The organism is Acinetobacter sp. ESBL14, from assembly GCF_036668815.1.
In the GTDB taxonomy this organism is placed as follows: domain Bacteria; phylum Pseudomonadota; class Gammaproteobacteria; order Pseudomonadales; family Moraxellaceae; genus Acinetobacter; species Acinetobacter gyllenbergii.
In genome coordinates this window covers 190,476-213,967 of the sequence record NZ_JAZEVS010000002.1, presented here as the reverse complement: position 1 = coordinate 213,967, position 23,492 = coordinate 190,476, and the positions used below count along the sequence as shown (strand labels likewise).

Annotated in this window: 20 protein-coding genes and 1 tRNA gene; 14 read left to right on the top strand and 7 right to left on the bottom strand. The window is 37.3% G+C overall.

All coding sequences use genetic code 11. From position 1 onward, the window contains the following. Positions 1 to 16: 16 nt before the first annotated feature. The gene (locus tag V6E90_RS09190; protein WP_332605168.1) at positions 17 to 1,273 is read right to left on the bottom strand and encodes a hypothetical protein; all 1,257 of its coding nucleotides are present in this window, start codon (positions 1,271 to 1,273) and stop codon (positions 17 to 19) included. Positions 1,274 to 1,498: 225 nt separating this feature from the next. Here V6E90_RS09190 and V6E90_RS09185 point away from each other — a divergent pair, with 225 nt between their 5' ends. The 3 genes from V6E90_RS09185 to V6E90_RS09175 all read left to right on the top strand — a co-directional run bounded on the left by V6E90_RS09185 (position 1,499) and on the right by V6E90_RS09175 (position 2,561). After that, positions 1,499 to 1,981, top strand: a complete 483-nt coding sequence (locus V6E90_RS09185; protein ID WP_332605167.1) for a hypothetical protein — start codon at positions 1,499 to 1,501, stop codon at positions 1,979 to 1,981. A gap of 77 nt (positions 1,982 to 2,058) precedes the next feature. Beyond that, a complete protein-coding gene (locus V6E90_RS09180; protein ID WP_023271151.1) occupies positions 2,059 to 2,385 on the top strand; it encodes a gamma-glutamylcyclotransferase family protein in 327 nt (108 codons plus the stop codon). A gap of 100 nt (positions 2,386 to 2,485) precedes the next feature. Further along, positions 2,486 to 2,561 (top strand) — tRNA-Thr (locus tag V6E90_RS09175). Positions 2,562 to 2,570: 9 nt separating this feature from the next. On the opposite strand, the gene V6E90_RS09170 is transcribed toward V6E90_RS09175, so the two are convergent. The 4 genes from V6E90_RS09170 to V6E90_RS09155 all read right to left on the bottom strand — a co-directional run bounded on the left by V6E90_RS09170 (position 2,571) and on the right by V6E90_RS09155 (position 6,429). Next, positions 2,571 to 2,993 (bottom strand): GFA family protein, encoded by a 423-nt coding sequence (locus tag V6E90_RS09170; protein ID WP_016542682.1) that lies wholly within the window; start codon positions 2,991 to 2,993, stop codon positions 2,571 to 2,573. Positions 2,994 to 3,000: 7 nt separating this feature from the next. Then, on the bottom strand, positions 3,001 to 3,828 hold the full coding sequence (locus V6E90_RS09165; protein WP_332605164.1) for an SAM-dependent methyltransferase: 828 nt from the start codon (positions 3,826 to 3,828) through the stop codon (positions 3,001 to 3,003). A gap of 2 nt (positions 3,829 to 3,830) precedes the next feature. Further along, entirely contained in the window at positions 3,831 to 5,129 is a 1,299-nt protein-coding gene (locus tag V6E90_RS09160; RefSeq protein ID WP_016542680.1) for an FAD-dependent oxidoreductase, read from the bottom strand. Positions 5,130 to 5,562: 433 nt separating this feature from the next. Next, positions 5,563 to 6,429, bottom strand: coding sequence for a pirin family protein (locus V6E90_RS09155; protein WP_016542679.1), 867 nt, complete (start codon positions 6,427 to 6,429; stop codon positions 5,563 to 5,565). Between the two features lie 286 nt (positions 6,430 to 6,715). On the opposite strand from V6E90_RS09155, the gene ycaC reads away from it, so the two are divergent. Both ycaC and V6E90_RS09145 read left to right on the top strand, forming a co-directional pair. Next, complete coding sequence (gene ycaC, locus V6E90_RS09150; protein ID WP_016542678.1) at positions 6,716 to 7,342, top strand: isochorismate family cysteine hydrolase YcaC; 627 nt, start codon at positions 6,716 to 6,718, stop codon at positions 7,340 to 7,342. Positions 7,343 to 7,411: 69 nt separating this feature from the next. After that, a complete protein-coding gene (locus V6E90_RS09145; RefSeq protein ID WP_016660103.1) occupies positions 7,412 to 8,338 on the top strand; it encodes a LysR substrate-binding domain-containing protein in 927 nt (308 codons plus the stop codon). Positions 8,339 to 8,345: 7 nt separating this feature from the next. On the opposite strand, the gene V6E90_RS09140 is transcribed toward V6E90_RS09145, so the two are convergent. Next, entirely contained in the window at positions 8,346 to 9,266 is a 921-nt protein-coding gene (locus V6E90_RS09140) for a LysR substrate-binding domain-containing protein (protein WP_065343341.1), read from the bottom strand. 136 nt (positions 9,267 to 9,402) lie between these two features. On the opposite strand from V6E90_RS09140, the gene V6E90_RS09135 reads away from it, so the two are divergent. The 8 genes from V6E90_RS09135 to V6E90_RS09100 all read left to right on the top strand — a co-directional run bounded on the left by V6E90_RS09135 (position 9,403) and on the right by V6E90_RS09100 (position 18,509). Further along, entirely contained in the window at positions 9,403 to 10,080 is a 678-nt protein-coding gene (locus V6E90_RS09135; RefSeq protein ID WP_332605163.1) for a hydrolase, read from the top strand. Positions 10,081 to 10,266: 186 nt separating this feature from the next. Continuing rightward, positions 10,267 to 10,779 carry a hypothetical protein gene (locus V6E90_RS09130; RefSeq protein ID WP_332605162.1) on the top strand — a complete coding sequence of 171 codons (513 nt, stop codon included), beginning with the start codon at positions 10,267 to 10,269 and terminating at the stop codon, positions 10,777 to 10,779. A 183-nt stretch (positions 10,780 to 10,962) separates the two neighbouring features. Then, positions 10,963 to 13,818, top strand: a complete 2,856-nt coding sequence (locus V6E90_RS09125) for a type VI secretion system Vgr family protein (protein ID WP_332605161.1) — start codon at positions 10,963 to 10,965, stop codon at positions 13,816 to 13,818. A gap of 12 nt (positions 13,819 to 13,830) precedes the next feature. Then, positions 13,831 to 14,787 (top strand): hypothetical protein, encoded by a 957-nt coding sequence (locus V6E90_RS09120; RefSeq protein ID WP_332605160.1) that lies wholly within the window; start codon positions 13,831 to 13,833, stop codon positions 14,785 to 14,787. A 10-nt stretch (positions 14,788 to 14,797) separates the two neighbouring features. Continuing rightward, entirely contained in the window at positions 14,798 to 16,084 is a 1,287-nt protein-coding gene (locus tag V6E90_RS09115) for a type VI immunity family protein (protein WP_332605159.1), read from the top strand. 101 nt (positions 16,085 to 16,185) lie between these two features. Beyond that, positions 16,186 to 16,707: a hypothetical protein gene (locus V6E90_RS09110; protein ID WP_332605158.1), complete on the top strand. Its 522-nt coding sequence runs from the start codon at positions 16,186 to 16,188 to the stop codon at positions 16,705 to 16,707. Positions 16,708 to 16,984: 277 nt separating this feature from the next. Beyond that, positions 16,985 to 17,647 carry a hypothetical protein gene (locus V6E90_RS09105; RefSeq protein ID WP_332605157.1) on the top strand — a complete coding sequence of 221 codons (663 nt, stop codon included), beginning with the start codon at positions 16,985 to 16,987 and terminating at the stop codon, positions 17,645 to 17,647. A 232-nt stretch (positions 17,648 to 17,879) separates the two neighbouring features. Further along, positions 17,880 to 18,509 carry a hypothetical protein gene (locus V6E90_RS09100; RefSeq protein ID WP_332605156.1) on the top strand — a complete coding sequence of 210 codons (630 nt, stop codon included), beginning with the start codon at positions 17,880 to 17,882 and terminating at the stop codon, positions 18,507 to 18,509. 476 nt (positions 18,510 to 18,985) lie between these two features. Here V6E90_RS09100 and V6E90_RS09095 read toward each other — a convergent pair whose 3' ends face one another. Next, a complete protein-coding gene (locus V6E90_RS09095) occupies positions 18,986 to 19,594 on the bottom strand; it encodes a hypothetical protein (protein WP_332605155.1) in 609 nt (202 codons plus the stop codon). A gap of 751 nt (positions 19,595 to 20,345) precedes the next feature. Here V6E90_RS09095 and V6E90_RS09090 point away from each other — a divergent pair. Next, positions 20,346 to 23,492 (top strand): HsdM family class I SAM-dependent methyltransferase, encoded by a 3,147-nt coding sequence (locus tag V6E90_RS09090; protein WP_332605154.1) that lies wholly within the window; start codon positions 20,346 to 20,348, stop codon positions 23,490 to 23,492.

The following is a 23,492-nucleotide window of genomic DNA, read 5'->3' as shown; positions in this document are numbered from 1 at the left end:
GACCTGTCTGATTCAATTATGAACTGTTTTCATTTTGTGTCATTTCAAATAAAAGTCTTCGATAACCTTGAACAACATAGCGACCCAACTGATATTTTTCTTGTATTTCCGCAATACTGAATTGCTCCAAATCCTGTTGGTGTTGTTTTACCCAAGCTTTCTTTTGATCCTCAATCGTAATATTTAGAAATTTTCTTAAAATCATACGATTTTTAATAATATATTTTTCACTCCGTTTTAATTTTTTTGCAATTTCAGTCACACTCAAATGTAAGTCTAATAAAATCTCCTGATTTTCTAAACGCCATGCCTGCACTTGATCCTTATGTTTTGGACGTCCTAAACGCTGTCTTAATTCATCTTTCTTCCGAAAAATTTGTTCAAGGCTCAGACCAAGCTTTTTAACTAAATCAGCATTACTCAGCTCAGGATTAAGGAGGTCTTCTTGATGTAACGCGAACCAAGCCTCTTTTTGCGCCTTAATTTTTGGAATATCAAGGATTTCTCTTAATCTTGCTTTTGCTCTTAAAATTTCTCCTGGCATTTTTTGGAATTGATCCGCTAAGACAGCAACCGTTTTTCCTGAGTTTAATAATTCCTCCTGATGATCCAATAGCCATTGCCGCTTTTCTTGCTTATCATTTTGAAATTTTTCAGAAAAACTGAATTCATCTAGCGCTTGCCGAATACGGTTATAAAATTTTTTAGCGATGAATACACTCACATCAAATTTTTCTACGATTTCTTGAACAGTTAAGCCTTTCAGCTGTTTTTTATTGGCTTGAAACCATTGTTCTTGAATCACCTCAGCTTGTTTTTTTCGAAGTCTCTTACGCACAGGAATATCGACAAGTTCAGCCAACCAGATTTTATGTTGATAAACTTGAGGTCGCGTTAGCCCATATTTAGCTTTTAATGTGTCTAAACTGTCATACAACAGTTCATCTTGATGCGCCAAAAGCCATCGATCATTTCGATAGATAAAATTTCTTTGAATACCCAATAATCGCCTGAATTTACCGACCATACTTAAAGACAGTTCAAGCTTATTTGCAGCTTCAAAAACTTTGTATTTTTTTACGAAATCAGCAACTTCTGGCGTTAAAATCACTGAAAAGCCTGGCCCAACCCCCTCATCTTTAGCGCTCAGTCCATAAGGCCAGCCACGATAAACCATAATACCTACATGTGTTTTTCGCTCCTCATAGGCATCCCAGTACTCCCCCTCCCAATCCTTAACGGTTTTAATTTTAAAATGTTTATATTTTCCCATTATTTTATTTCACTGCTCACAATCCAATATAAAGCCGTATCCATCAGGCTTCTTAATATGCTTGATACTAACTAATCTTTATTTTAAAGTTCAACAATCAACCTAATATGGATATTAAACTGACCTATTATGTGTATTGTTTTAAATAATTTTTTTGGCATTCTTTTATTTGAAAAACGTAGAAAAATATGAATTCATCAAATTCAGTATAAAGGAAATTATGAAATGCAAATTTATGGAAGAGATACATTATCTACAGAAGAAATTTGGCAACTCTATCAGTTTATTATTCAAACACCAGAATTATGGCGCCCTGAAACATTTAAAGAAGCTGCAAAGAAATGTGGTCTAAGTCGAGTTGCTACTCGCGAAGGTTATTTCAGTTTTACAGGCAAAAAAAATATTAAAGGGCAAGCTCATATTGTCAATAACTTTGTCGAGGAGATCCGTTTTTTCATTGTGAATGAACCCAGAAATTTAACAGAAGAACTTTATAAAAAAGATCGCCATAAAGTTAAAAAGCTTGCTGCTGAATATTCAACCAAATTTAAGCAACAACTGGGAGAACCAAGAGTATCAAGCAATAATGATATTTTCGAATATAACGATCACCGCCTTAGAGTATTACCGAACAACCAAATTTGGGTGGTCATTTCTAAGCTTTCAATCCTTAAACAATTGCCAAATGACTGGTGGGCCGAGAAATAGAAAAATCATTTTCTCATCTGATACCCACACTTATCCATTTTTTGCTACTCTATTTGTTTTACTTTCTAGCTTTCACTATGCTCAGTTTATTTGTTTACGGCACTTTAGGACCCAACCGTCCCAATGCCCATATCATGGAAAATATTGGTGGTACGTGGGCAGATGCACATGTATTTGGCACACTCAAACAACAAGGTTGGGGAGCTGAACTCGGCTTTCCGGGCATTGTGCTTGATCAAACAGATCAAAAGGTGTCTGGATTTGTGTTCTTCTCAGACAATCTAGAACAACACTGGCAAGCACTGGATGAATTCGAGGGTGCAGGCTATCAACGTGTCCCTGTTAAAGCACACTTAAGTACAGGTGAAGTGATTGATTCTTTTGTCTATGCACTGAATAGCTAAGCTGAAATTGGCAAAAATTCGACAATCCAATTAAATTTATCTGATTGCTCATTTTTTCGCTTGTTTTTTTAATTAGATTCTGTAGAATTCTCGCCACGTTGCCGGCATAGCTCAGTTGGTAGAGCAACTGACTTGTAATCAGTAGGTCCACAGTTCGAATCCGTGTGCCGGCACCATTTCTCGCTTTATTCTCGTTTCTTCCCCATCATTTTTTCAAAATGCGAAATATTCGGATTTAATAAATCCCATTCATTTGCATGACTCACAAAACATTCTGCTTGTGGTTGATACAAATTAGGATCATCCAGCGTTCCTGCACGGATCGAAATCATTTCGGGTACAAGTTCGGGTAGGCCAAACATTTGTGAACCACAATTGGGGCAAAATGCACGGCGGATCGGCTTGCCTGACAGTCCCAAAGACTCAAAATATTTCAGCTCACCTTCAATTTTTAGTTCAGACTGATGAAAGAAGGCAATTGGCGCATAAGCACTGCCTGTAGCTTTCTGACAATCACGACAATGACAATTAAAACGATAACGTGGCGCAACCTCGGCCTGATAGCTCACTGCCCCACACAGGCATGAACCTTTATATTGATTTGGCATCTTGTTCTCACTTTTTTACTGCGCTGATTTGAATATAACGTACTAATTCATCTTGGTAGAGTTTTCGGCACAACTTGGCAGTCATGTTTATTTTGAGTTGGGCCAAATCAAAGGCAGATTTTTCATTTTTTTGTGTTTTGATATATTCAGCAAAACCATTCAATACAGGTTCGGAAAAATCCTGAATTTGAATTTCACCAAAACCATGCCGCGCTAAAGTCTGCTCAAGCTGCTGCTGATCCATCAATTGTTGCCAATTCACATCGGCACTTTTTAATAGATAGCGATATTTTTGTTTTTGTAGAGTAGAACACTGTAGCCAATTTTCCGACCACATTAGCGTGTGAAATGCGATGCGACCTTTTGAATTTAAAACTGGAGATGTGGATTCAAGAAATGAATTCAAATCACTGTGATAAGCCGCATCTATACACAGCACCACATCAAATGAATTCAAAAGTCCGAGTGTTTTTAAATTCAAAAAAGATCCACAATGAATTTGAACCTGCGGTAATTGTTTTTGAATTCGTTTGACGCATTCGGGCTGTAACTCAACAGCACTGAGTTGTTGAATGTGATAATGCTGGAGCCAATGCAACAGACTGGCACCTTGTCCACAACCCAGATCTAAAACACGATCTGTGGATTTCAGTTGAATGGATTGTGCAATTTGATCAGCCAGACTTTGGCAGGCTTGTGGATAACGCTCATGTTGGCTTTGCCAAAAACCTAAATTACTCCAAGCAAGCCATGCATCATCACCAAGTCGTTTGGCATCAATCGCATATTTATGCCCAATGACTTTTTCGATCAACGCTTGCTTGAAGGTGGTCATGCTTAATAACCGAGTTCAGGCGCAACTTTAACTTTTGGTTTTAATCCAACAAAAGGTACGGCTGCACCTAAGATTTCAGAAATATGCATCGCAGAGGTCACAGCAGATTCTAAAATTGGCAAGCCATCACATGACCATGAACCGCAATAAAACACTTTACGGTTTAAATCTAAATGACGTTGTTGAATTTGTTTATTCAAAGCCACGGTTTCCGAATCAACCACTGCGCGAGTGAGTTTGACTTTGGAAATCACTTTCTTTGGATCGATATCAATCACCGGACACCACGTCTGGAACACGGCATTTTTACCCACCAAGCTGGGTTCAATCGCATTAATCCACACGGTAAATTGCTGACGGGTAAATTTACGATCCATCATATAGCTCAATACCGCCCAATCTTTACGGCGTTGCGGCATCACAATTGGATCGGTGTGAATCACCAAATCACCCTGCTCAAAGCGGAATTTTTTCAGCAAGGCAATATCCTCAGCAAATTGTGGTTGCTTGAGAAAATCTTCAATTACTGGGGTTGGTGTCGCAATCACCACACGGTCAAATAATTGGCTTTCACCCTGTGCATTTTCCACCAAAACTTTTTCGCCCTGCTCTTCAACTTTTTGAACAGGCGAACCACTATGAATTTCAATGCCTTCAATCAAGCGATTGACCAGTGCAGGCGTTCCACCTTTCATTCGCAATAAGGCTTCACCTTCGGTCAACTGACGAATAAATTCCAATAAAGGTTTGGCTGGCCATTCTCCAATGGTTTTAGGATGGCAAGTACAAATGGTATACAGCACAGGCATCACCGTACCATGCCAAAACACTTCCTCAATATGATATTGATTCATGAATTCAGCTAGTGTGATGTCCTGATTCTCTGATTTAAAGAATTGATGTACCGCAGTTTTCAGTTGCAACATACCTTTGACCAAGCGCCAACCATATTGCTGAATGCCTTTGCGGTTATTAATAATCGGGAAATTGCCGATACGGCTACGTGAAGTGGTGAGCCATGTATCGGTTTTATCTTCAAACAACCAACTGCAAGCCATAAAGGTACGGACAGGGAAAGTTTCGATACCTAAATAGCTGGCTAAACTTAAAGTATTTTGCCAAAGCTTTGGATTCATTACACGTAGCGGGGCATCAATAATGCCACCATCAAAATCAATACTATGACTATCCATGCCTCGCCCTGCGAGTGCTTCGAATATCGTTACCTTATGCCCTGCATCATGTAGGATTCTGGCTGAGGCAAGTCCTGCCATTCCACTGCCAATAATTGCAATATCCAAAATTATGTCCCATCAGTTGATGATTTTTCTTGATTATGACTGATAGTTAAGCGAAACACGGTATTAAAAAATACCAGATTCAGGGCTTCTGCCAGACTTTTGTCGTAATATCGTTGTTGATTTTTTGTTACATTTCATCACAAATTGCATTTCTATCTTAACATAATGAAAAAATTAAATTTATTACATTTTAGGCCACAAAAATATACAGAACATTCTATATTTTTTCATTTTCAGCACTTTACCGACTTCCCATTGCCCTAATTCAGTGCTATGTTTATTGAACAACAACGAGAATAAAGTCACATAACAAGCTGAATAATTATAAGTGACATAATATTAAAAAAATCAATAGAGGACCCTTACAGCGAAAGCCTATCACTCTAACGGAGTGATAGGCTTTCTTATATATGCAACTAATTTAGCTCAGCATTTAAGCTTCCATCGAACCAAATTTACCGCTATTGAAATCACGAACCGCATCCATGATTTCCGCTTTGCTGTTCATGACAAACGGCCCATAACCTTCAATCGGTTCATTCAGTGGCTGGCCTGTCAAGATCAGGAATTTACTGTCTTGTTCGGCCTTGATGCTAAAGTCAATTTCTTCACGGCTCAGTACCACCAAACTCGGTGCTTCTATGCTTTGGTTCTCATTTAAGATCACCTGACCAGAAAGCAAAACCAACAATGTGGTATGACCTTCAGTCGCATAAAAAGTATGTTCCTGATCTTTTACAATCATGCCATCCCAAACATTGACTGGGCTAAAAGTGGTTGCTGCACCAGCGGTGTCTTGATATTGACCTGCAATCACCCGCATTTCGCTACCCGCATCATCCAATTTAATGTGCTGAATTTGATCGGCTTCAATGGCTTGGTATTTTGCTGGCGTCATTTTCGAATGCGCTGGCAAATTAACCCACAACTGAACCATTTCAAACAAACCACCTTGATGGGCAAACTCAGGCGAATGAAACTCTTGATGCAAAATCCCACCACCTGCGGTCATCCACTGCACATCACCTGCTTTGATGGTTCCACCACCGCCACTCGAATCTTTATGGGTGACCTCACCTTGATAGGCAATGGTTACCGTTTCAAAGCCACGATGCGGATGCGAACCCACACCATGCTGAGCTGTGGTTGGATCAAATTGATACGGTGCAGCATAGTCCAAGAGTAGAAATGGACTAATGCTTTGACCTAAACGGTCATAAGAAAACAAGTTATAGACTGGAAAACCATCACCAACCCAGTGCATGTGTTTGTTTTGATACACACCAAGAATTCTTTTCATTCGCTTTCTCCTATAAGGTAGAAACTCTGTTCTTGAGGTCTATTTTACGCCTCCTCACACCGTGCTTATAGCCTCAGAATGACAACACATTATTCTACATATAGGACAATTTAAAATTAAAAACTGTATTGAACCCTAAACACTATCAATCATCCTATTTTTGATATTGTTTATCTCATTTTTTACGCTTCATCTACATGAAAAACTTAACTAGCATAATTTCAAGCACGACGGAAACTCACTGTCTTTTCCGTGTTCTTTTCTACAAAAACATGAGGATACAACCATGACTAAAGACTATATTCGCCTAGACAAAGACAACGCAGCCGTACTTTTGGTCGACCATCAAGCGGGGCTACTTTCATTGGTTCGGGATATTGATCCAGACAAATTTAAAAACAATGTCTTGGCATTGGCTGATGCTGCAAAATACTTCAACCTGCCGACAATTCTCACCACCAGCTTTGAAAATGGCCCAAATGGTCCATTGGTGCCAGAGCTGAAAGAACTGTTTCCCGATGCCCCTTATATCGCTCGTCCAGGCCAAATTAATGCCTGGGACAATGAAGACTTTGTCAAAGCAGTGAAAGCCACAGGTAAAAAACAATTGATTATCGCGGGTGTAGTGACTGAGGTCTGCGTGGCTTTCCCTGCTCTGTCTGCACTGGCAGAAGACTTTGAGGTATTTGTGATTACCGATGCTTCAGGAACATTCAATGCATTAACCCGTGATGCGGCGTGGGATCGTATGTCACAAGCAGGTGCGCAATTGATGACTTGGTTTGGGATGGCCTGTGAACTGCACCGTGACTGGCGCAATGACATCGAAGGCTTAGGTGCTTTATTCTCAAATCACATTCCTGATTATCGTAACTTGATGACCAGTTATTTCACCAATAGCTCAGAAAAATAAATAAAGCCCTCGGAAGATGAGAAGAGTTAATGCTATTCTCATCTTTTGTTATTTCGGATTCGCTTTGCCTTGATCAACTCATTTGATGACTTTCATTATTTCTATTTGGTGGTAAAACACGGCGGATTTAGTGCGGCCAGCGAAGCTGAGAATATCAGCAAATCTAAGCTTAGCCGTCGCATCATTGAACTTGAACATAAATTTAATGTCAGCCTGATCCAACGCACCACCCGTCATTTTAAAGTCACGGATTTAGGTCAAGAGTTTTATGAAGAATGCTGCAAAGTGATTGCTCAAGTCGAATGTGCCGAGAATGTCTTGCTCAAACAGAAAAATGAACCACAAGGCATGGTCAAAATCAGTTGCCCGCCGTTAATGATGCATTTCCAGATTCGGAAATTACTCAATCAGTTTTTAAAAGCCTATCCCAAAGTTGAAATCTCTTTAGAATTGACCAGCCGCCGTGTCGATGTGCTGCATGATGATATTGATATCGCGATCCGCACCAGTTTTGAACCGAATCAAGATTCCAGTTTAATTGTTCGCGATGTGATTCGTACTGAACATTGTTTGGTGGCTGCACCCGAGTTACTGCAAGACAGAACCATTCAACATTATTCAGAATTACAGCACTATCCAAGCGTAGCCCTAGGCATTCAAAAACATCAATATTATTGGCATTTATGTCATATCCACAGTGACGAAACTGTAGATATACCTTATCAACCACGAGTCAAAAGCAATGATTTGGCTGGGGTCTATTATGCGGTTCATGATGGTTTAGGTATTGCGGATTTACCTTATCTCACGGTGCAAGCCGATATTCAAAAAGGTAAACTGATTCACCTATTACCCGAATGGAAGTCCAATCGAGGTACCGTACAGCTGGTCTATGCCTCACGCAAAGGCCAACGTTTGGTGGTGGAAAAGCTGATTGAGACCCTGATGGAGGGCCTGAGAGAATTGGCAAAAACTGACAGTGGCTATTCTTTATAGTGCAGTATTAGTAAAGCACCGAATTGTGTTGTTTCAGTTCTGCAAATTTCTGTACCAGAAAATCAATCAATAATTTCATCGATGGCAATAATCCTCGTCTAGAGGTATAGACCAAATGAATCAGCTCAGGTTTAGGCTGCCATTGGGGTAGTACATGAATCAAACGCCCTTGTTTAATGTCTTCAGCTACCATTAATTCTGGTAATTTTGCCACGCCCAAGCCTTGCAGCGTGGCTTCTCTAAGCGCAGTCAAATCCGTGGTGGTCAGTCGTGGATGACATTGGACTTTGAGTTCTTGCTGATCTTGAGAGAATAACTGCCAAGCATATTCAGGCGCAAAGGACTCCATCATCAACACAGGGAACTGCGTCAGTTGTTGTGGCTCATGGATTGAATAAAACTGATGTAACAGGTCTGGACTGGCAACAATCAATTGTCGTGCCAAAGCCAGTTCTCGCACAATCAATTCACTGTCGGCTAAGGGTAAAGGACGAATTCGTATCGCCAAATCAAAACGCTCATTGATTAAATCAACGCGGCGATTGGTGGCTTCGACATGCAGACTGATTTTGGGATATCGCTGCAAAAACTCATTCAGCATTGGACTAATATTGATATGCAATAAATTGGTCGGGCAAGACAGCTTGATCAATCCACGTGGCTCGGCCGTTAAAAATTCAATTGCTTCTTCGGCAGCTTCCGCTTCAATCAACATGGCCTTGCAATGCTGATAATAAATTTTACCCACCTCGGTAATTGACACCTGTCGGGTGGTTCGATTGATCAACTTCACCCCCAGTCGATCTTCCAATTCGGCAATACGCCGGCTCAGTAAAGACTTGGTCACCATCAATTCTTGGCTGGCTGCTGAAAAACCACCGCAATCAATCACTTTCACGAAGAAATATAAGTCATTTAAATCTTTCATGTTATTTGCTCGACCCACCAATAATGATAACAATTGTTCTTTTGGCATGACAATATATCCTGTTGCAGATATTTTTCAGTCATCGTCATGTCTATATCATTAATTATACCCCCTAAGACAAGATGAGGATACAACAATGACAATGCCAGCAAACTTCAATGGTCAAGCACCTGTTATCGATGTCAATGATGCCGTGATGCTTTTGATTGACCACCAAAGTGGTTTATTCCAAACCGTCGGCGATATGCCAATGCCTGAATTACGTCAACGTGCTGCAGCACTTGCCAAAATCGCAAGTTTGGCCAAGATTCCTGTGATCACCACCGCTTCCGTACCGCAAGGCCCCAATGGTCCATTAATTCCTGAAATCCACGCCAATGCCCCGCATGCCCAATATGTGGCACGTAAAGGTGAAATTAATGCATGGCATAATCAAGACTTTGTCGATGCCGTTAAAGCGACAGGCCGTAATACCCTGATTATTGCAGGAACCATTACCAGCGTGTGTATGGCTTTCCCTGCGATCAGTGCCGTTGCCGAAGGTTATAAAGTCTTTGCCGTGATTGATGCTTCTGGAACCTATAGCAAAATGGCAGAAGAAATTACCCTAGCTCGTGTGGTGCAAGCCGGTGTGGTGCCGATGGATACCGCAGCTGTGGCTTCTGAGATTCAACGCACGTGGAATCGTGATGATGCATTAGAATGGGCACAGGTTTATACCCAGATTTTCCCGGCTTATCAGCTTCTGATTGAAAGTTACAGCAAAGCTCAAGAAGTGGTGACTAACCACGAAACCTTGGACTCTGCGCGATAAAATCAACACCAAAAAAAAAGGCATAGAACTGAGTTCTATGCCTTTTTTCATGCTGAACGCGAAGCGTTAGAACGGATATACCTACTAAAAATAAATAAACCCTTAAGTTACATAAGATTAAAATACCATGTTAAGTATTTCGTTAAATTTTACACTGTAAAGTTAACATTATTGGAAACTTCACCTATGAAGAGGTATGAAAATCCCATAGAGTACTTTTTGCATATCTACTCCTACCAATCCTCAAATCCTGTTGTCAAAACTATTAAGAATTTATTGATACGGCCTATAGAATCAGAGAAATCTGATGGCAAATGGCGAGTTTTTACATTGTGTGAATCAGATTGTATATTCTTGGCGCATTTTAAATATGATCTTTACACTCAGAAAGTAATAAAAAAATTGTCGAATCAGAGAATTAAGGCATGGTTAAACACAAAATCAGGTGAAAATTACCCTGCTTTTTACCCCTCTATTCAGCCTTGGTATACTGATGATAACGTAGAAATAAAAGTGCGAGGATTCTTATGTAATGGCAATATTATAGGGCTAGATATTCTCTCCATTTCAGCCCCTAAAGGTCCTGTCATTGAATGGCATAGCCCTACACGTAAAATGGGGAAATACCCTCCCTCAATAGATCGTGTATTACATATAGATCAGTTCAACAAACAGTTAGAGTTGTTTCAAAATGATTAAACAAACTAGAAACCTCTTATAATTTTAAAAACTTAACAATTAAAATTTCTGTGTTTAAACTCCTCCAAGAATAACAATAGAACACCAACCTTAACTTTTAGAGGACACCGTAACAACATAGACAGATCCTTATATTCTTTATACAATACCACCCCAATTAAGGGTGAATTAATATAAAAAAATATGATTTTTAATGTTTTTAATTTTTTAGAAAAAATAGGGCTAACCGCACAAAAACGTGCGATTCACATACAATTTTCAAATCCTGCTTTAGCCAATCAGGTATTTTTACAGCGTATTGAAGGTACGCATAGTCTAAATGGTGGGGTTAGCGCAGAACTCACCTGCCTATCAACGGACGCAACTATCCCCTTAAAGCAGTTTATTGGTTGTCAGGCAGCGATAGATCAAGTCACCGACACTGGCACACTGTTTAGAACTACAGGGATCATCACTGAAGCCGTACAAGGACAATCTGACGGTAGCCTCACACTCTATAAACTCAAACTCCAAGATGCAACCGCGCTGTGGCATAAACGTCGAAACAGCCGTGTGTTTATGAATAAAACCGTAGCGGACATCCTTCAAGTATTGTTCAAGGAATGGCAGCAGCGTAGCCAGTTGTTTGCATCGAGTTTAACTTTAGATTTAAGCGGTTTAACCCAAGACTATGATGTCCGTCCCTTTGTGATGCAAGCCAATGAAAGCGACTACGACTTCATTACCCGACTGCTTAGAAGTGAAGGCATTAACTGGCTGATCGACGAAGCCCAGCTCACGGTTACAAACAGCAATAGCCCCATCCAAGCACAAAAACTGCGCTTGATCGATGACAACAGCCAATACCAAGCTCTTGCACGAAGAACAATTCGCTACCACCGTAGCAGTGCCACTGAACAATACGACAGCATGACCAGCTTGATTGCAGAACGCTCCCTACAACCCACCGCAGTCCATATCCAACGCTGGCAAGCTGATGTCCTAGAACAAGAAGATGGGGCAGGTAGCGTCCAAAGCAAACACCAACATAGCCAACAACACGACAACGCCAGCTTAGGACTCGAAGATGCATGGCACTTCACTCCCGCATGGATGCAAGATTTAAACGGTGAAGATGGCGCAACCGCATCAGGCAACAACCAAATTGAAAAACTGAACCAACACCTCAGCCACTACCACGATGCCCAAGCCAAACAATTTATCGCCAATACCACTGTGAGAGATACCCAAGTGGGCTATTGGTTTAAACTGAATGAACACCCTGAAATAGATCAACATAAAGGGGCGGATCAGGAGTTTTTGATCACAAAGAAGGATTGGTTCAATCAAAACAACCTTCCTAAAGATTTGAATGATCAAATTAGCCAATTAGTAGAACAAAGCCAATGGCGGCATTCAAGCAAGAGTGAAGAACGCCAAGCCAACCAACTGACGCTACAACGCCGCAACATCAAAACCGTACCCGAATATCATCCACTGCAACACCGTCCATCTGCTCACCCACAACGTGCAAGAGTGGTGGGACCCGAAGGCGAAGAAATCCATGTGGATGAATGGGGACGAATCAAAGTCCGCTTCCTGTTTACTCGCAATGACAACCATAGCCACGATGGTGGCGCAGGCAGCAACAACAACGATACCGATTCAGCTTGGGTGGATGTACTCACTCCTTGGGCAGGCGAAGGCTATGGTGTGCGATTCTTACCGAGAATAGGTGAAATCGTAGCGATTGAGTTCTTTGATGGCAACATTGACCGTCCTTATGTCACTGGACGACTGCACGAAGCACAACGCAGTCCAACAAAATTTGATGACCAAGGTCAATTGCCTGATACCAAAAAACTGGCAGGGATCAAATCCAAAGAATATCAAGGTTCAGGCTACAACCAGCTACGTTTTGATGACACTACAGGACAGATCAGTGCCCAACTGCAAAGCAGCCATGCAGCCAGCCAACTCAATCTGGGTAAGCTGAGCCATCCCAAAGCCCAAGCAGAAAGCGAAGACCGAGGCGAAGGCTTTGAACTACGCACAGACCAATGGGGCGCGATTCGAGCAGGTGAAGGCTTACTGATCACCACCCATGCACAAGCGCAAGCCGAAGGCGATCATCTCGAAGCACAAACAGCCAAGCAACAACTGGAAGACAACCAAAACAATGCCAAAGCCTTGAGTGAAGTGGCGAAGAACCAACAAACGGATGAGTTGGAGTCTGTAGAGCAATTAAAAGGGTTCTTTGAACAGATACAACAAGACATTGCTCGCTTTGAGGAGGCTGTACTTTTACTCAGCTCACCCAATGGAATTGGACTTAGTACTTCAGAAGACATCCATCTATCCGCAGATGGGCAACTGAACCAATTTGCAGGGGACAGTATTAACCTGACCACACAAAAGAACTTGATTGCCCAAGCCAGCCAAAAGATCAGTCTATTTGCAGCACAAGGTGGAATGAAACAAGTTGCAGGCAAAGGTAAGTTTGAAGCCCATGCTCAAGGTGATGGTTTTGATATATTTGCTAAAGCTGGAATACAAATCATTTCAACTGAAGATGCAATTTATATTACTAGCCCTAAAGAAATCGTCATGAAAGCAGATACCTCAGAAGTCAGACTGAATGGTTCAGGGATTTTCCCGACCACAGGTGGAAAGTTTGAAGTAAAAGCTGGGCAGCATTTGTTTAAGGGTGGAGCAAAAATAAATTCAGCATTGCCAATTCTACCGGTCATGATAGATCAGTCTTACTCCGCTGCTGTAACTTTTTTAAATGAGTCAAAACAGCCAATGGCGAACTACAACTATAAATTAGTTGCTGAAAATGGTGTTGTGATTACAGGTGTAACGGATACCGATGGTAAGACTCAGCCAATCCAAACTGATGCACGAGAAAAGGTAGATTTATTTATTGCTGATATTCCTAATAATGACGTGACTTCAGCAGAATCTCCGTTACTGAAAAAAAGTTATCAGGAGCTTTTCTATAAGGAAGATGAAGACGATGTACTTGATGATATTGATGCAGAATGTGAAGAAGAATAAGAGGAATTTGAATTGCAGTATGTAGCTATTGTTATCGCATTTTTACTACGTGTTTTATTAACCGTTCTTAAAAAGTTGCTAAATCAAGCAGCTAAAGTCTCATCTGAAATTGTAAAAAAACATCTTATTCCCTTTCTAAAAGATACAGGTGCAGTCATTGCACAGGAAATTATTGAGTTCATATTTTCCTTTGCGACAGAGGTCGCAACTGATATTAAGAAAGAACAAAGGGACTCGAAAGCACCTCAACAAAGTGGATCAACAAAACCAACAGCCCCATCTAAACCCTCAAGTGTAGGGGCTTGGTATGATGTATATACAAAAAAGAGGATTCTCTTTAAGTCTGTAATCTGCAAAGTCTGTTGTTTTAGTAATCAAATTGGTGGTGCAACAGGAAAAGCCCCTAAAAAAGAAACGGTGGCTGAAAAAGTAATTAATTTATGGGGCGGATTACGGCATCTCAGACAAAAAGCAGTGCAAGTAATTTTTGCACTTGTAGATATCGTGATGGAGCATAAATGTCCAATTAAAGCCGAAGTGATTTATGATAAAAAAACCAAACAACCCTTGATGGTTAAAGGTGCAGAACCACCTAGACATCAATTTATGGAAACCCCAGGTTCAGGTCGCTTTGGTGCGGATATTATTGTAGTTTCTAATATCATGAAACCCCCAACGATTGATAATATTCTACACTGGGTGGAAATTAAGTTTTTAGACAGTAAAGACCCACCTGATGAAGCACAAATGGATGACTATTCAAGATTTTTAGGTAGTAGTACAAAATTGGCGATGATCAGAGTCTCAGAAGATCCTAAAAAAAGTGATTGTGGCTGTAAGGCAAAGAATTTGCCAAAAAGTACACAAAAGCCAAGCAGTACACCTCAGACCAAGAAAACCAGTAAGATCAATAAAATGCGTGAACTCTGGGATATGATTGTGACGAATGCCGAAAATCTTTGGAAATAAGGAGTAAGTGATGGGTGAGTTATTTGATGCGGCAAACCAATGGCTAGATCAAGTTGAGCAAACGCAAGACTATACATTACCTTATGTAGATATTGATTCAAAGACTGAACCTGTACGTTTGAACCTGATGATGTCTTTTTGGTTCTATGAGGGTGATCAACTGGCTGTAAGAGAGTATTTCTTTAATAAAGTGATTGATTATATCAACTTAACAGGTGTCGACTTTCAGCGAGAAGCCTCTGTCAAGAAACAAAGAGAGCGTAAGTTTCGTAAAGAAGGATTTCCAAAAAACTGGATTGAAGATATTCAAAAAAAGAAGCTAGATAGTTCTTTGGTTTATTATTTCTCAGATCAGCCTCAAATGAGTTTTGCTCCTAAATATGGGGTTAAAGCATCTTTCAGTCCTGACTTTGCTAATAATGAATGGTACTCAACAGTTAATTTTATATTTCCTTTTGATTTTCTAGGGAATAGTGATAAGAAGTTGCAGTGCATTGAGTTTTTTAAATCCATAGTACGTGAGGCAAAAATAGAACAAGCCTATTGTGGTTACCGTATTGGGCAGCCTTTAGACTTTACTCAAGCTGTCCCATGGCAAGTTTTTGATACAGCAACTGCATATCGTTTTCTAGGTTTAGATATTGAAAAAAAATCTCAGACTAGTGCAGTAACTAATGATGAACCTTCTTTAGAAAAAGGGGTCCGTTCAACAGCATGGTTGGTGTATTTGGGTAAACCATGGTTAGACAAATTGGAGGAAATACAGGCTAAAGAGTATGCCAATACACCATTACAGCTAGAATTAATCAATGATGGGATATTTTTTCAAGCTGATGAGTCGCCACAACTGGCACGTATTGGCTTACCACGACCACAAGGTTATCAAGCTTTAAATAACATTTTAAAGCCGATTCGAGAACAGATGCTTCCCCTTACTCAATATGCTGATTCATTAGCAGATTGGGAGCCTGTGTTTTTTCAACCTGAAGAATGTGATTGGTGGCTTGGCCGTTGGGATCGAGATGATGATGCGGAATTATTGGCGAAGTACCCTGTGCCTGATAATTTAAAGTCAAAAGATTCAGTTAATTTTGCAGAAACTCAATTGAAATCCGCCTCAGAACCTAAAGGCTTAGAGAGTCTGAAAGTTAGAGGTGGAGAAGCTTGTATTAAAACAGGATATTGGCAAACATCAGCACAACCAGATTCACGGCAGTATTTTAAAGAAGGTGAAATTCTTCCTAAAATGTCTGAATTAGATTGGGGTGAAGTGTATTGGTACTGGGATGGCGAATAGGTTAAATATCCTAGCAGCATTGCCAGTTTTTTATGATCAGTCCATAACGCTATCACCAATAAAAAGTACAGATTTTTTATTTCTCCATACATGAGGATTTTATGAAAATATTTTTTCTAATTTTAGTTACTTTTGCACTTACTGCATGCTCAAAGCCGCATGATAAATATCTTGGCTACTGGCAGCTTGAAGATACAAAATATCCAAAGATTTTGAGTATTTATAAAGAAGATAAAGAAACTTATCTTGTGAATGAGAATATCCTTGCAGAAAAAGATTTCTTCGGGAATAAAAAAACTGGTACTGTTTTAGAGAAAAAGGACAAAGAGCTTGGTGTAAATAATGGCTTGACTGTTATTCCCTTTACTCTATCTAGCGATGGAAGTACTCTGCGGATTACTAATAGTAAATACATTAGAATTACTGAAGCCGAAGCCCAAACAGCTCTAAAAAATAAGAAAGCATGTAGTGATTTAAGAACTCAGTACTTAGAGGAAAGTAAATCTTTCAATTTATTTGCAAAAGGCGCTGAAAAAACTGAACAAGATCAGATAAAAACGAGATTTTTAGATATGCAAAAACAAATCCCTGATTGTCAGTTTCATATTGGACAAGCATTCTAGACTTGATCAATTTATTCAAGCTGATGAGTCGCCACAACTGGCACGTATTAGTTTGCTACGACCACAAAGTTATCACGCTTTAAATAACATTTTAACGCCGATTCGAGAATAGATACCTCCCCTGACCCAATATGCTGATTCATCAGCATATTGGGAGCCCGTTTTTTTCAGCCTGAACAATGCGTTTGGTAATCAGAGCATTGGAATAGGAGAAATGATGCTGATTTATTGGAAAAATATTCAGTGAAAGATACCCTTTAGGACCCTTTGAATTGTTATGTTAAAAATAGCCTTATGTGTTTTTTTATTGGCTGTGGTTTCAGCATATTTTTTGAACCAAAGTAAAGCCATCAAAAATACAAATGACACCCCTCTAGCCATTGCTGAAACAACGTTACCAAATTCACAAGAATTAATGACACAATTTATTAATACTTTCCCTGAGCTAAAACACTCTGATTTCCCACCAGTGGATACTGATGAGACTGTAAATAGCTGGTTAATGCGCTGGCAATCTGATTATGATATTTCTTCAAAATATATTGCTACTTCAGAATATAAAGATTGGGGATGGCATATAGAAAAATCATTGGATCATCTTGGTGTTGTTCGCGATAAGAAGTTGGATGTTCAGCGTAGATTAAATGTCATGTTTACTAATATTGAGAAAATAGAAAAAGATGAAGAGTATTTACCACTGGAGGATGTATATCAAACGTACTATGAGAATGTTATAGACGTGATTCTGAAAGAAGGTTTTGATGTGATTGCGATTGATCATGGCGAAAGTGCTGCCTTTATTCTTGCTAAGACTAATAATCCTGAAATGCTTAAATTAGCAGAGCTATTAAGAAGTGTTTGGATTGAAAGCCAAGTTGATTTTTATGAAGCAAAGCTTTCTTCTGAGTATGAATTTGATTTTTCTATAGATAAACTTTAATCACAAAGAAAAAAACTTGAATAGATGAACGTCAATTATCAAACCATAATAGTGTACTGAGAACAGGAATGAGTAAGGCGTTAATGGATAAGAATAGATGGCTAACTTATCCAGTAATTTTTGTATGTATTGTGATATACGTCAAACTATGACGCAATAATGCTATTTACCTCTATAAAAAACAATAGAATTTTGTTTAGATAAAAACAAGCAACTTAAAAAGAGTTTAAATATGGAATGGGTAAATATTATAATTGCAATTCTAGGGCTAAGTGTTGTCAACTTCACTTCGAAATGGTTTTTTTCCAAAAAGTTCAGAGAGTCATTGAGAAAAAATGATTTTAAAAATGTCCGTGTTGAAACGGATGAATACAATGATTATATATTTGATACAAAAAAAGAAAAAGAGCCATGGCAGTTGCAAAATGCAACAAATCAATACTTAGGTACTGATAAGTTTCATTATAGCTTAGTTGCGAAGTATTTTAAGAAATCTTGGGACTTTAGAGATAAAGTTCGTGATTTGAATTTTTCCCTTACTTTTATCAAGCAACATGTTAAAGATGAAGAAGCTTGTTTAATGTACAAATATCATTTACCCACATTAAAACGCATTGAAAAATATAATATTTGGATTTGTGTAGCTGTTGCAATTGCCTATATATTAGCAATTCTTTTTGAGCTCTTTTTATTTGAAAGAATGGTGACTAGTTTTAGAATGGACGAGCAATTATATCATACTATTAGAACAATAATACTTGGGCTACTGGTATTTTTATTACCAATATCAGTATTTATGGGAAGTAAAGCCTCAGTTGCACTAGGATTAAAACAATATTTCGAAATTAAAGAGAAAAATTAATGGTAAAGCTATGTGAATATTACATTCACATAGCTTTAAGACTTTAACTCTCTATGTCTATTCGATTATTAAATTTTAAATCACCGCAAAGAATTACATAAATCTTATGGTTATGCTGAATTTTAAGGACAGTTCGTAAATATAACATCTTTCAATTAGTTAGAAAAATGATGATCTAGAGCTTTTGACCTGTGTAGCAGTGACCTTTTCTATGGCTTGATCAATTTCATCACATTTAGTTTTTGAAACAAATCTGCTAACCAAGCTTCTTAGATATGTAAATCTTGAGCAGTCCCATCAAGCTGTAAGAGAATACCTTTAAATCTGAACCCTGCTTAAACCCTGTTAATGTGTATTGATCAAAAAATCATACGTTAGCTTCAGGTGTACCCTTATCTGCTTGAGAAACACTTTATAAGAGAATAAAAACGTTAGTAATATCACCACGCTTTTACTGCTACTACTCTAGATATTTGTTATTGATAATGATCAGCCGAGAGTAACTGGCGGATTTCACTTGCCATTTGAGGACTACGCCAAGGGAATAGCACTTTTAGGCTATAGTTAGGTTTGAATTGATCTCTTGTCCCTATATTGACTTGGAACTCTCGCTTCATCGGTGTTCTATGCTCACGCTGATTAATATGTGTTCCCATCATCGGGTTACTAATCACTGTAGTTGTGGTTCTGAAGCGATCTTCGACCAAATTGTAATGGCCTACAGAGGTAATATAGTCAAAAGGATATTTGACTAGGCGTTGATCAGGCTGATCAAACAGGATAATGGTCTTATCATGACTGTTAATCCATACTCCACGATTTTGATAATTAAAGGTTTCACCCTGACGTTTCAGTTGTTCGGTCATCCCATCAAAGTAGGTATTTCCGTATTGATAGAGGTAGTAAATGATCACAAACCAAAATAGGTCAAAGCCAAAGAAGATATAGGCGAAAGCGCCAAAGGAAAAAATTTTGGCGACAATCAGAAAAATCACAATTGGTAGTACCACACATTTTAAAAATAATTTGGATTTTTTTGGGTAGTTTTCAATTGGAATGATTTTTGGTTTCGTTAATTCGGTCATAGTTATTCCCACACATGTTCAATGTAATACTTCACAATCACAAGGAGATAAAAAATTGTATTTTATAGGCGTGACTTAACCATCCACCTTATAGATTGTTTTATATAAAAGTTTTTTCTAATACAGCTAATTGAGAATTAGCTCTTTATTCCTCGTTGACTGACATAACGGGACCAAGCACGTGGTGGGACACAAATGAGAAAAGATGAATGAGACATGATAAATTCCTATATGCGAATAAAGTTTCTACCACATCACTGTCAAATGATGGTGGTAGAACAAAGAGGGGGTTGACAGACTGGGCATATAGAACCAGCACGCACGAAGCGTCCCCCTCTCGTTCTACCGCAAAGGGGGAACACGAGGGTTTCGCACATAACCCACACTTAGAAAAGTGTGAATCTGGTACGCTATACGCACGGTCTGTCAAAACCGACTGACAATTTAGGTCAGCAATGGAATGATAGATTCAACAAGGCGTCCAGTCAATTGATTTGAAAACCTAAAATTAATTATGAATAATCTCATTTTTCTAATTCATATAGAAAACAACTAGCAAAGTTGATAGGTGGGTTTTAGAATAAATATTTATTCTATATTATCAATAGCTTAAAAAATATTTTTTTAAATTCTACATATCTATAAATTCAACATTAATTTAATTAATGCTAGAAACTATCAAAATTTTTTGTTATATTTCACAAAGATATATCAATTTTGGATTTACTTATCTAATGATTTTTTTATACCAATGAATATTTTAGAAGAGCTTAGTTTACAACACTCGATTAGTTTAAATTCTGATAAAAAAATGTTATCGGAGAGTGAAGCTCATATTTTAAATGAGGTTTCTGATTTTGGTATAGATAGTGTTTATATTAATATCGATAATGAAACAAAGAATGCTTTTCCCGCTATTTTCATTAAGCAAGTTTTGGCTTTTGATTCAGAAACACTCCAAATAATTAGCAATATCCATAGAAAAATATGGAATTACAATAAAGTTTTATTTCTTTACGCTTATTCTAACACTGAAATTCGAATATATAATTGTACAAAAACTCCAGTAATACAAAAAAAAGAAGACATAGATTATGAAAAGGAATTAAAAAGCCTTGAAATTAATTCTTATAGCTATGATGACAAAAAACAACTCCAAGAACTTAATACATTATTTTCAAAAATAGCTATTGATACAGGAGTTATTTGGACTTTAGAAAAAGCAAAATTTATTAGAGATAAAATCAATCTTCAACATAAAGTTGACAAATATCTTGTTGAAAGCCTTATAAACACGACAGAACAATTAAATAAAGAGAATCTTGAAATTAATTTTATTCATAAAATAATTTTAAGATCTCTTTTCTTACTTTATCTTGAGGATAGAAAAGCTACAGATAGCAATTTATATTCAGAAATAAAAGAAGGGGCTTCATCATATTTCGACATTTTAGATGATGTTGAAGCTACTTATAAGCTATTCAAAAAGTTAGAAGACCATTTTAATGGAAATGTTTTTTCTGTTAGTAAGGAAGAAAAAATTACGATAAAACAATTAAAAATAATTAAACAATGTTTTATTAGTGGTGATCACAATACATCCCAAATGAATCTTTTGGATGATTGGCGTGTCTTCGATTTCAGTATTATTCAGATAGAATTACTGAGTGAGATTTATGAAAGCTTTTTATTTAAAACCGATCCCTCTCTAAAAAAGATAACTGGAACTTACTATACTCCACCATCATTAGTAGAATTTATATTAAATCAAAAACTCCCTATTAATAATAGTCAAACTGATTACAATATAAAAGTTTTAGATCCAACCTGCGGATCAGGAATTTTTTTAGTTGAAAGTTTTAAACGTTTAGTTAAACGATATGAAAATAAACATAATGAAAAACTAACAGATTTTAATAAGCTAAAAGAGTTATTAACAGATAATATTTTTGGTATTGAAATTCATCCCCAAGCAATTAAAGTAGCAGCTTTTAGCTTATACTTAGCCTTACTGGATAAGCTCAATCCAAAAACAATTTGGCAAAATAAAGATCATAGATTACCAAATCTTATTAACAATCCTAATGACTTAACAATAAAGAAGCAAGGTAATAACTTATTTTGTAGAGATACTATTGAAGATAATATTGAAATCCAGAAATTAAGTTTCGATCTGATAGTTGGTAATCCGCCCTTTGGAACATCCGAATTATCTAATACTTTAAGCAAATACTGTAATAAATTTAATTTTGCAAAAGAAATGGTTTTACCATTTTTGCACAAAGCAATTTCTCTTTCTCCAAATGGTGAGATAGCATTAATATTTAATACCAAAATATTAACAAACACAAATATAGGTTATTTAAACTTCAGAAATTGGTTATTTAATGAATGTTATGTTGAAAAAATATTTAATTTTTCGATTCTTAGAAATGCTAAAAAGAATTTCGGAGGCCAATTGTTTGGTAACGCAACTGGCCCTATAAGTATCATTTTTTACCAAAAACATCATAAAGAACCAAGCGACAAAATCGTTTATTATGCACCTAAAACATATATAAAATCTAATATAATTGAAGGTCTAAGTATCGACTCATCCGATCTGAAGTATTTACCAAGAGAAGAGTGCAAAAATCCGAATTCCAGAATTTGGAAAATTGCAATGTGGGGTAAAATGAATGATTGGGAACTAGTCGAGAGACTAAAAAAATATCAATTCAATAATATAGAAAGTTTTACGAAAGAACACAAAATAGAAAATGGTGTTGGTTTTCAATTACTTACAAGTAAACATGACTCAGCCAAAGAATCTGAATTACTTAGCTCACTTAAATATCTAGATGCAGATACTATTGCACAATACTATACGCCTACAACTTCTTTAGGTGAAATTAAAAACTCCGTTAAATCGGAGAAAGCTATTAATTATTATATTAATCATTACAATCTAAATAGCATTAATGATCTAAAAAAAATCACTCACTTTAGGAGATTAGGTGATATTAATGCTTATATAAACCCACATATTGTAGTCAAAAAAGGACTAGAAAGAAATAGAGTCTGTGCCTCCTTTATTGATGCAAATTGTGCTTTTAGAGATGGTGTATATGGATTTTATACCAAGAATACCAACATGGATTCTTTATATGTATTACTAGCATATTTTATTTCAAAATTTAGTACTTACTATTTATTTTTGACAAATTCATCATATGGCATCGAGAGAGAGCAGATAATGATGAATGAATATTTAACAATTCCTATCAAATTAAATTCTTGTCAATACGATAAACTAGTTTATGCGGGCAAAGAGATTGTTCAGAGAGTAAAAAATCAGGATTTCCTTGTTAATCCACATAAAGAATATGAACTTAAATTATTTATTGAAGAGAATATCGATAAAACTATCTATGAGAGTTTAGAACTCATAGAGTCTGAAATTGCATCAATTAACCATATTGTTGACTACGATATTGATTTATTCCATAAAAAAGAAAAATCAATTGCTCTAGAAGTAACTAATTTTGATCAAATTAAAGAATATGCGCAAATTATCAGTGATGAATTAAATGAATTTATTGAAGGCCAAGGTATTTTTGTTAATATTACTATTTATAATATTAACAAATTCTCCCCTTTAATTATGATTAAAATATCTCATGAGCAAACTGCTAAAGACGTTTCAATATCTCCACAGAAATTAGATAATGAATTGAGTCGTTTAGATAAATATCTTTGGGAGAAAAGCTCTACGAATATATATTTTAAAAAGAATTTAAATTTTAAAAATAATGATGATATTTATATTATACGACCTAACCAGAAAAAATTTTGGACACACTCTATGGCATTTAATGATGCTCATGATCTAATTTTTGAAATTCTTAATGGGGATTAA